A 10664-nucleotide genomic window follows, 5' to 3' on the forward strand; every position below is an offset into this window, starting at 1 on the left:
GATAAAAGTTAGCGTTTGGTCAATTTAAACCACATAAATAACAGTAATTTAGTGAGCTGTGTCTACTAATTCATCAGAAAGCCCATACCAATCAGATTTATAGGCTTTTCATTTGCCAGTAGCCTTCACCATTGGTTGCAAGCTGACTATGCAAATAATCGAGCGTGTCAGCAACCGTCCCTGCAATGCCTTGTGGTGGGTTAAATAACAGCAAGCCACTGCCAATAAGGCGATCATCCCCTTTCGGGTCGCGCAGTCGCAATTCCGACTTTATCGGACTTGGCAACAAGCCATCTTTCACCGCTGTCACACAGTGGTCCAATATTAGAGAGCTTCGATCATCTGTGTATAACGGATACCAAATTAACGCAGAGACTCTCTCCGACTGCTGATAGGCCTTAACCAAAGCATCAATCACCGCGAGATATTCGGAGTCCGTTTCGTAAGGTGGATCGATAACTATCAGGTGATGGCTGTCATGTTTCGCAACATCGTCAGGCAGTGCTTTAAGCCCATCGCCCGCAGTAATGGTCAGCTTACTAGAGACATCCAGATCACGTTGCAACTTCTCAATGTTGGTTTGCAGTAAATCGGCTTCATCTTGCTGAATGTCTGAAAAATAGAAGCTATCTTGGCTGCGACCTTGTTGATAGCTAATCGCCGCCGAGCCAGGATACAGCGTAATAAGTTGATTCGGATTGTAGTATTCCAACACCGACATAAAAGATGCGAATGACTCAGGAAGGTAGGCCTTGTTTCGCCAAAGATATCCAACCCCTTCTGCGAATTCACCCGCGTGATTACTTGGCGCAGTGGTTAGGTCATAACACCCTGTACCTGAGTGAGTGTCGATAACATTGAGGCGCGAATGCTGCTGCATTAATGACTGAACCAGAGCACTTAATACAGGGTGCTTCAGTGCATCACCGTGGTCGCCTACGTGACATTGATGTCGATATTCCATTCCCTTGCCTCATTTCTACTAACGTCATATAAACATACTTCATATCATTAGTACTTGCCTGCTCAATCCGTCGTTTTTTGAAATAGGCTCTCTTTTCCTAACTGTTTGACTCTTAAATAAAATAAAGCCCTTCGTTCGGTTAAAAACGAAGGGCCAAAGTGAACTCACTTACTGAGTTGCAGCATTATCAAAATAGATAACCTAAGGGTACTCACCCTCAACTTCTACAGGTGGTTTTACTTGATAGTGACAAGGCTGTAAGCCAAGTAATTTCGGAAGAGTGATACCGACCGAAATTGAAGACCATGTACCACTCGCAATGCCCACAACCAATGCAATCGCAAAACCTTGTAGCGCTGCGCCACCAAGCAACCAAAGCGCAGATACCGTCAACAACGTCGTACCTGAAGTCACCATAGTACGAGAGAACGTTGCTTTAACTGATTCGTTAAGCAGGTTGTCGGTATCGCCGTTAGGGTTGCCACGCAGCATCTCACGGACACGGTCAGCGATAATGATCGAGTCATTGAGTGAGTAACCTAGAATCGCTAATACCGCCGCCAGCACCGTTAGGTTGAACTCAAACTGAGTCAAGGCGAATAAGCCGAAGATAATCGTCACGTCGTAAATGATCGCAGCCAGAGCACCTAGAGCTAAACGCCATTCAAATCTTACACTTAGGTAAAGCATGATCATTAAGAAACACACCAATACCGCTAAGCCACCTTGGTCAACCATGTCTTGACCCACTTGAGGGCCAACCACGCTGCTGTTAAGCACTTTCACTTGGTCACTCACCGATGCCAAAGCATCAACTAAGTTGATCTGCGGTGCGTCTGTCAGTTGGCTGTAACGAATGGTCCAGCGGTCTTGCTCTGCCATGCCAACCACTTGCACGTCTTGTTGGAAAGCGACATCAAGCTGTGTTTTCAGCGCGTCTTTGGTCACTTGATCAGAAAGTTGAACCTCAGCAACCACACCGCCTGTAAAGTCCAAGCCCCAGTTGAACCCCTTCACTGCCACCAGCATCACCGAGCTCATGAACAACACAATAGAGATTACCGACATCACCTTACGAAGGAGAGTCATATTGCTATTTGAAAAATAGCGTTCTGAAATTGTCATTTTTGTTGAAGTACTCATGCTTAAATCCTTACATCGTGGCGTTGGTCACGCCCCCAAACCAAATTGATGATCGCTCGTGAAGCAAAAATGCCCGTAAACATACTGGTTAGAAGACCTAAGCCCAGTGTCAAAGCAAAGCCTTGAATTGGTCCGTTACCAATGGTGTAAAGAGCAACCGCTACAATCATGGTGGTGAAGTTAGCATCGAAGATAGATGAGAACGCGCTATCGAAACCACGATCGATGGAGCTAGCAAAGCTGCGTCCTTCTTTCATTTTGTCTCGAATACGTTCGAAGATAAGTACGTTAGTATCCACCGCCATACCAACGGTTAATACCAAGCCCGCAATACCCGGCAGTGTTAATACCGCACCCGGTAGCAATGCGATCAGACCAAACAGCGTTACCATGTTAACGATAAGCGCACCATTCGCGACCCAGCCAAGACGGCGATACCATAGCGCCATGAACGTTAGAGTAAGACCAAGGCCAAGCGCCAGTGCAGCAAAACCGTTAGTCACGTTTTCTGCGCCCAAAGATGGACCAATGGTACGCTCTTCAATGATAGTGACTGGCGCTGTTAGTGAACCTGCACGAAGCAATAGAGCAAGCTCTTGCGCTTCAGCCATGCTGCCTGCACCTGTAATTCTGAAGCGGCTACCCAATTGAGATTGGATGTTCGCAACGCTGATCACTTCACTGGTTTTCTCACTGTTACCGGCTCTGTCGCGGCTGTACTCGCTGTACACTGTCGCCATTGGCTTACCGATATTATGACGAGAGAACTCAGACATTTTCTTACCACCCGCAGAATCTAGGGTGATGTTTACTTCTGCGCTGCCCATTTCACCAATGCCACTGCGTGCATCAATAATATGTTCACCACTTAGTACTGCTTTGCGAGCAACAACCACACGGTTACCATCGGTATCTTTTAGCATTTGAGTGTTGCGTGTTGGGTTGTCGTAAACCGAGTAGAACGCCAATGATGCAGTGGCACCAATCACGTCTTTTGCAGCTGCAGGATCTTGTACACCCGGCAATTCGATACGGATACGGCTTTCACCTTGACGTTGAATTGAAGCTTCGGTGATACCAAGCTCTTCAATACGGCTGCGCATGATCTGCAGGTTTTGTTGAACCGTTAGGTTACGTAGCGTTCTTTGCTCTTCTTCAGACTGAGTTAACGTTAGCGATTTATCTGAACGGTCACGTTGCCATTGTGGGAACTCTTCACGAATCAGTTTTTGTGCTTTTTCGAAATCTGCATCTGTACGGAAGTTAAATTCCACTTTGTCGTTTACAACTTTACCGCGGGCATAACGCACTTGGCTGGTGATCTCGTCGACCACAGATTGCGCTTGTGCGTGATAAACCGGTTCCATGTCCACTTCTAACAGGAACTGCACACCACCACGTAAATCAAGGCCTAACTGAATCGGTGCAAAGCCCATGTCAGTCAGCCATTTTGGTGCCGCTGGCTCCATTGCTAACGCGACGGTTGCAGTATCAAGCAGATGCTCATTAAGCACTTCTTTGGCTTTTGCTTGCTGCTCGGCATCTTCTAAGATCACCACTAAACGCTTGTCTTTCTGATAAGCCGATTTAGCTTGGATGCCTTCGCTCGCGAGGTATTGAGTCACCTGCGTCGCGTCGATGGTTTGCTCAGAGCGATTGTTAATTTGAACCGAAGCATCTTCGCCATACCAAGACGGTAAAGCGCTCAGAACCATGATGATAATGGTGGTGATAAGTACCACGTATTTCCACTTCGAGTAGTGGTTGATTTGTTTTCTTGGAATGCGTTTTTTCACAGTCAAGATCTCTTATTTCTTAAGCTAATATGTTGCGAACAGGTACGAAACTGACGCCAACCAGACCAAACTGATTAAACGACAGCAGAGTGCATTCGCGAATTGTTTTGAAGATTGGATAGAACAACGGACACAAGGGATCGTCGATGCGACCAATCAGGGGCAAACGATTAGCTAATAAGTTCTCGGAAATGTGAATATTGGATGTTGCCCTCTTTCCACCCCGACAAACGGGAAGGCGGAGAGCTGACAATACTGGTCCAGTGCTGTTTGAGGTCCAACATCGGGGTTGTCGCTAACAGCGAAGCCAGTAAAGAAGGGGGAGAGAAGTCAATCAGCAAGTGATAAGCAGGCTCAAGGTCGGGCGCGCTTTCTTGCTCATTGGTTGACATACGTCGGTAAGTCGTCGCTTGAAGGCTAGATTCAGTATCGTGATAGTTGGAGCTGTCACCTACTGACGAAGCGCCTAGCTGAGCTTTATCGCACTCCAAATAGGCCGATGGGTCATCAATAGCAGCGTTCTGACACTGTTTTTGCGCGAAAGATTGCTGTTGAGCAGTCTCGATTTGAAACGGCTTAGAAGGAAACGAATAGCCGTTAGAGTTCACTAAGCCAAAGCTCAGTAAAAACAACATTAAGACTAATCGGGTACCCAGTTTAAGCAATCTAATATCCAAACAACATTCTCGTAGATCGCCAATCTACAACACAAATGAAACGCTGTCTTGATTTAAAACATTTTTTTAGAAAATGATTCGATGCAACCGATTAAGCTTCGATGCTTCTAAAAAAAGAAAAAGCCAAGCAACTAGGCTTGGCTTTCCATTACGTATGCGTCCAACGCTGATCGTTATGACGTTTTATAGCTATTACACAGTATCAAAGCGATTAAGCTTCAGGACGCATGATGTTCTTAACCTTACGGCTATTCTCGCCAAATAGGTGATGGAGCAGAGCATTCATGTCTTCAACCGATATTGATTTAGCGACTCGGTCAACATCAGCCAAAGCTTCCACTCCATACCCATACAATAGATAACGAGACACAAACCACGCCTGATCGATAGAGCTTGCCTCTAGTGGCACGAAGTCAGCTTCAAACTGTTTTACTATCGAATGCAGTTCGTCTTCAGAAATACCTTGTAGGAGGTCTGAGATCACTCTATCAATCGCCATTTCAACAGTATCTACGTTCTCCGGCGCGATCATTGCTCCGATTACCCACTCATGAGTCGGTTCACCATCATTCGAAGCCGCATAAGCATAAGGTGAATAATCTAAACTCAACTCTTCACGAACATAAGAGTCTAAACGAGATGCGACTAAACGTTGCAATAAGTCTTCCATGAAGACATCTTTTGCAGTCCAGCCTCCACTTTCTATCGTCGTCGGCTCTGGAATCACTCGTAAGATATATTCCGCACTATTTACGTTGTTGATCGCGACATCAATACGTGGTTTCGCTGGTTGCTTGTACTCCACTTTGAAGTCTGGCACCGTCCCCGCTTGCAATGGAATTGAAGCTAAGTACTTACGAACTAGAGGTTTCAACTCACTTGGGTCGATATCACCAACGACCACCAACTGGTTGTGTCTTAGTTGACCAAATAATTGTTGATGAACAGCACGGACATCTTCAACAGAAACCGCTTTAACACGCTCTTTATTTACGAATAGATGGCGGCTTCCCGAGCGATAAATATTTTGATTGATCGCTTGTTCAAATTGACCAACAGGCGTACTTAGGAAGGACTCTTTATCTTGCACTAGCTCTTGCTTCACAGCTTCAAGCTGATCAGAATTCACTTTAGGAGACACCATGAAGGTATATAGCGCAGCAAACGCGTCACTCATCCCATCTTTTTCGATATTAAACTCAATGCCATGTCGCGTCGAAGAAATAAAAGAATCGACTAAAATCCCTTCACGATCAAAGTAGGCTTTCAGCTCAGATCCCGTAAAGTCACCAGCACCACTTCGAGCAATAACAGGTAATGTCACATTTGCAGCTGCGTATAAATCCGGATCCAACGCCGCTTTACCGCCAAGACTCACATACATTATTCCAACATCGTCTTTCGCGTATGAATCACGTAGGTACCACATGTCGATACCATTACTTAAAGTCCACTTTTGAATATTTGGATCGGCGTACATTTGCTCTACCAATTCAACCTCGCCGGGTACGGTAGGCGAAGCAAATGCACTGGCTGTTGCCGTTACGAATGTCTGTGTACCCTGCTGACTATAAGAAGCTTTTAATCCATCTAGAGAAGCCAGAATCGCTGTGCGATCCTCATTGTCATCCATGCCGACAATCAAAAAGTAATCACTCGAAAGGACTTCTTTGATATTTTTATTAATCACTTCAAGGCTTAAATTAGCAAGAAAGGCTTCCATGCTGGCCTGATAGTCTTTTTGAGATTGGACAATATCGCCAGACAGTGATGCGTTCACTTTATCGTTCACGTGATCCACACTGTCCCTTTTATCCCAGTCGTGCTCAATATCATCCAGTGAGTCTTGATAATAATGGAGCTCACTCGCAATTTCTCCTTCAGAAACACCGTAATCACGTAACGACGTTAAAGTAGAAACCAACGCTTTCTGAACCGCATCACGGCTGCCTGCTGGGAAGCCAACACTTGTCGATGAATAAAGCAGAGCACCCAACCTGATGTTATCTGACGTTATCCATTGCGTCGGTAGCGCTGCATCATTAAAGTCTGCCTCTAAACGCTGTTGAATAAGAATCTGAGTGGTTTCATCCAACCAACGCTGATGTTGTTGAGCGTGGGTTTCAACAGTGTTTAAACCTCGGTTAAACGTCAAAGAAATACTCGGAGCTTCTCTGCCAGCATATTCAATGTAGTCACCTTCATTGAACGAAGTCGTATTCTGCTTTTGTGGCTTTGACGTTTTACCGCGCTCCCAGCTCGAAAATTTCTCTTCAATCATTGGGATCACTGTTTTAAGGTCCACATCACCAGAAACCACTAGCTCAACGATTTGAGGTTGATACCAAGTTTGGTAAAAGTCGGTAAGCCCTTCCGACGTGGCAGCCATAACCGAAGCTTTAGTTCCTAGCGCATCTTGCGATTCATAAGGGCTGCCTTCGAATAGGTAATCAACATATTTCTCAGGGAACGACTTGTCATCGAGACGAGCCATACGAAACTCACCAAGAATCACTCCCTTTTCTTTTTCAACTTCCGAACTAGAGAGATCGAGGCCATCGCCAACGTCACGCATCCAAGTCAAGGCTTGCTCTAATTGGAGGTTATCTGGCAAATCTAATTCATACACCGTCTCTTCATAAGAAGTATAAGCATTTAAGTCCGCACCGAAACTAGAACCCGCATCTTCAAATAGACGAATAACATCGTTTTGAGAGAAGTTCTTGCTGCCATTAAATGCCATGTGCTCGACAAAGTGAGCATAGCCTTCTTGTTGAGGTGTTTCTTGAATGGAGCCCGCGTGCACAACTAAACGCACAGATACCGATGCTTCATGATCAGGATAAACATGGTAGGTAAAACCATTGTCCAGTTGAGCAGATGTCCAGGCAGGATCTGGTTGAATTAAAGTTTCATTGGTTTTTGATGTAGAACTGCAACCAACCAGGGCAAAGCATATTGCCGTCGCTAAATAATATGTCTTCATAACAACCTCTTAATGTCATTCACTGACAATATACAGATTGAGCTAATGATTATTATTTAATATTGAACCAAATGAGTATAGTTGTGATCTGGATCGTCATTTTATAAATTGCAATAAACCATGTGAAATCAGCCATATTCAACTAGAAGTTCAGGAGTAAGGGTAAGAAAAACAGACTACATGCCTTTAAACAGAGCTTGCGAGGCACGGCTGATTGGAAGCTTCTCACCGGATACATACGCCGACATCTGACCGGATAGTCCTTTTTTGACCTTATCAATGGCCGACACTTTCACCACCACTGAGCGATGGATCTGCCAAAACTCATCCGGATTAAGTTGAGCGAGTAACTCTTTTAGAGATACACGAAGAATAAACTCCTCTAAAAGCCCGCCGTGCCCTTTCTTAAATATCGATACGTACTTGTCTTCGGCTTTGAAATACGCCACATCATCGACAGCGATCAAGTGAATGTCTTCGCCTACGCTGGCTTTGAGCCACGTGAGATACTTTTTCTGCGACAGATAAGGAGGCTGCGTTTGCTGTGACGCCGATTGTGACAGTTGCTGAAGTTGACTCATGAGTGCTGTGATGTCGGGTTGTTCTGGCATGTGACCGAACTGTGTTTGATTACTTGCTAAGCGCGCTTGAATCTTCTGACAGGTAGCAAGCAGGCGCTCTTCATTGATTGGCTTGAGTAGGTAATCTATCGCATTGTGCTCAAAGGCTTTAACCGCATACTCGTCGTAAGCAGTTATGAAGACCACCAGCGGCGGTGATGCAAGCTTGTTCAACTGTTTGGCTAGCGAAATGCCATCAAGCTCTGGCATGCGAATATCAAGAAAGGCGACATCAGGTTGTAGCTGCTGAATACTCTGCATAGCCTCTGTCCCATTTTTTGCCTTGCTGACAATCTCTAGCTCAGGCCAAACCTCAGCAAGACTCTTATCCATGTGATGTCTTAACAGTGCTTCATCGTCTGCGATAATTGCCGTCACGCTGGGCTTTAGTCCTGAGTTGATCATTATTCTTCCTTAAAATTCACACTGTAAATCGTCTACTTTTACCATTGTTCTAAGAGCCAAGGCACAGCCCCTAACGTCACGGCTTAACCATTTCTAGACATCACCATCAGTCAACGGCAACAAGATAGTCGACACCACGCCGCCAGTCGCTTGCTCTGTGATCGTCAGGCTCGCCTTACCTCCGTGTAGGGTATCAATACGCTGACGAATATTACTCAATCCAACACCATGGCCAGCAGCAATAGACGGTGTTTTCAGCCCTACGCCACTGTCCGATACTTCAATTTTCATCTGATCATCTTGTTGAACAATTCGGATATTAACTTCACCGCCAGCAGCCTTGGGCTCGATGCCGTGTGTTAACGCGTTCTCAACTAAAGGTTGAATCAAGAAAGGTGGAATCACTTGCTGATCGCTGATTTCATTGGTTTCAATCGAGAACGTTAAGCGCTCACCCAAACGTATCTTCTGGATGTTGAGATACGCGTCTAGCAAATCGACCTCTTGTGCGATGGTCGATTGCTCAGTACGACTGTTCTTGAGGGTCACACGTAACAAGTCAGTCAGTTTTTCAAGCATCAACTTAGCTTTGGCGCTGTCACTCTCAATCAATACATTGATGGTCGCAAGAGTGTTAAACAAAAAGTGCGGCTCGATTTGGCTTTGCAGCTGTTTTAACTGGCTAAGTACAACGACCTTTTCTTGATCAGCTTGGCGACGCTTCGCCACCTCTAATTCATTATCGGCACGCAGCTGCTGCTCTCTTGTGTAGAAATAGTAATAACAAACGGAACAAAATATCACACCAAGCAGCATCACAGACTTGAGATCGGAAAGGTTCGAGCCGAAAAAGCCGTTCAACCAATAGTGTGCATTCAAGGTACCAATGGTCATTGCAATCACCATTGATACCCCTACATCAAATGCCTTTGATTTCCTTTTGAATAGTTCAACCAACACAAACGAAGAGCCAACTGCGCTGTAGCCAAAGCCGAAGCTGATGGCCAAGTTGAGCGTAAACCCGCCTCCCCAAATCGTATTGGTTGTAATTGCAATAAGAACGCAAAATAGCGTAGTGAACGCGAAGCTTTTAATCCATGAAAAGCGACTGTTTGAAGAAGTGTCCATTAAAATCGTCCTTTGATATTTAAAAGAATCATATGACTATCCGGTAAGTTGGCGTAAGCAGAATCACTTTTACCGCCTAGAAAGCGTGCAGCAAGTTCCAATTCCAACGATGAATCACCATTATCGAAAGCCTGATAATTAAGCCACTGCGTAGCAATAAAGCCACCGTCCTGTGGAGACAGCATGACATCAAATGTAGGCGTAATATCTTCAAGCCAGCCATGTTCCGAGTCCAAAGACCAGTGAAACATGAGGTTGTGTTGAACCAAATTGGCGTGTTGATAGCCTTGAGCGTAAGAGCCCGCCAACGATGTTGTCATGGGATTAACAGACAAAGATTCCGCATTCTCTAAAGCGCTTTGCCACTCAGAGTCACTCCAAGCGCGGCTATCAAACCAGTATTCCAGTACCACATTGTGGCCCGTCTCGTTGGCCCATGTCAGTCCAACTAAGGCTTGGTAAGCCTCGCCCTGCTCTTGTAGATAAACCGGTTCAAGCAGTGAGTTGGGCTGGCTGTAACCCAAACTTTGTCGTTGATAAACCATCGAACCGTGAAACTCCCACGCGAGATTTAATACCGACACCAAGCTCGCTCCAAGCAAGCCGTGGCGTACATCGTCGTAATAAGCGACCCATTGATATTCGTGATCGCCTACTAAATTGTAACGACGTAAGCCAACCCCTTGTTGCTGATTCTGCTTTTCGAATTGATTCACATCTTGGGAAGTCCATGATAAATCGCTGTAAAGCAGTGTCCATTCGCCCGTCATATCGAACAGTGACGCTGAAGCCACACCTGCGCCCTCTTCTGCGACAATGCCAACAGGGTTTTGTCGGTAAGGCTTGATAATGTCTAACGGTCGGTAGCCATAACCAACACCCCAATCTAGGCGAACCTTACCGAGTGTCACATCAAGGTAGTGATCACCCAACGCTGAATTAGAC

The 10664-nt window shown here is 45.5% G+C and carries 8 protein-coding genes; all 8 read right to left on the reverse strand.

Annotation, left to right across the window (positions count from 1 at the left end; all coding sequences use genetic code 11):
- Positions 1-97: 97 nt before the first annotated feature.
- Complete coding sequence (rlmJ, locus tag BCT81_RS11125) at positions 98-964, reverse strand: 23S rRNA (adenine(2030)-N(6))-methyltransferase RlmJ (protein WP_102424295.1); 867 nt, start codon at positions 962-964, stop codon at positions 98-100.
- A gap of 201 nt (positions 965-1165) precedes the next feature.
- Positions 1166-2107, reverse strand: a complete 942-nt coding sequence (gene secF, locus BCT81_RS11130) for a protein translocase subunit SecF (RefSeq protein WP_102424297.1) — start codon at positions 2105-2107, stop codon at positions 1166-1168.
- A 2-nt stretch (positions 2108-2109) separates the two neighbouring features.
- Positions 2110-3909 carry a protein translocase subunit SecD gene (secD, locus tag BCT81_RS11135; protein ID WP_102424299.1) on the reverse strand — a complete coding sequence of 600 codons (1800 nt, stop codon included), beginning with the start codon at positions 3907-3909 and terminating at the stop codon, positions 2110-2112.
- A gap of 164 nt (positions 3910-4073) precedes the next feature.
- Complete coding sequence (locus BCT81_RS11140; protein ID WP_102424306.1) at positions 4074-4538, reverse strand: hypothetical protein; 465 nt, start codon at positions 4536-4538, stop codon at positions 4074-4076.
- Positions 4539-4791: 253 nt separating this feature from the next.
- Positions 4792-7566 (reverse strand): insulinase family protein, encoded by a 2775-nt coding sequence (locus BCT81_RS11145; RefSeq protein WP_102424301.1) that lies wholly within the window; start codon positions 7564-7566, stop codon positions 4792-4794.
- Positions 7567-7742: 176 nt separating this feature from the next.
- Positions 7743-8591 carry a response regulator transcription factor gene (locus BCT81_RS11150; RefSeq protein ID WP_102424303.1) on the reverse strand — a complete coding sequence of 283 codons (849 nt, stop codon included), beginning with the start codon at positions 8589-8591 and terminating at the stop codon, positions 7743-7745.
- Between the two features lie 93 nt (positions 8592-8684).
- Positions 8685-9719, reverse strand: a complete 1035-nt coding sequence (locus BCT81_RS11155; RefSeq protein ID WP_102424305.1) for a histidine kinase — start codon at positions 9717-9719, stop codon at positions 8685-8687.
- Positions 9719-10664 (reverse strand): hypothetical protein (locus BCT81_RS11160; protein WP_102424308.1); only part of this gene is annotated, 946 nt, incomplete at its 5' end. The genes BCT81_RS11160 and BCT81_RS11155, both read right to left, overlap by 1 nt.

Source organism: Vibrio sp. 10N.261.52.A1, from assembly GCF_002876325.1.
GTDB lineage: Bacteria > Pseudomonadota > Gammaproteobacteria > Enterobacterales > Vibrionaceae > Vibrio > Vibrio chagasii.

Excerpts from the sequence above, each read along its gene's own strand:
- BCT81_RS11140 (WP_102424306.1), bottom strand. The coding sequence starts at position 4,538 with ATGTTGTTTTTACTGAGCTTTGGCTTAGTGAACTCTAACGGCTATTCG.
- BCT81_RS11145 (WP_102424301.1), bottom strand. The coding sequence starts at position 7,566 with ATGAAGACATATTATTTAGCGACGGCAATATGCTTTGCCCTGGTTGGT.
- rlmJ (WP_102424295.1), bottom strand. The coding sequence starts at position 964 with ATGGAATATCGACATCAATGTCACGTAGGCGACCACGGTGATGCACTG.
- BCT81_RS11150 (WP_102424303.1), bottom strand. The coding sequence starts at position 8,591 with ATGATCAACTCAGGACTAAAGCCCAGCGTGACGGCAATTATCGCAGAC.
- secF (WP_102424297.1), bottom strand. The coding sequence starts at position 2,107 with ATGAGTACTTCAACAAAAATGACAATTTCAGAACGCTATTTTTCAAAT.
- BCT81_RS11155 (WP_102424305.1), bottom strand. The coding sequence starts at position 9,719 with ATGGACACTTCTTCAAACAGTCGCTTTTCATGGATTAAAAGCTTCGCG.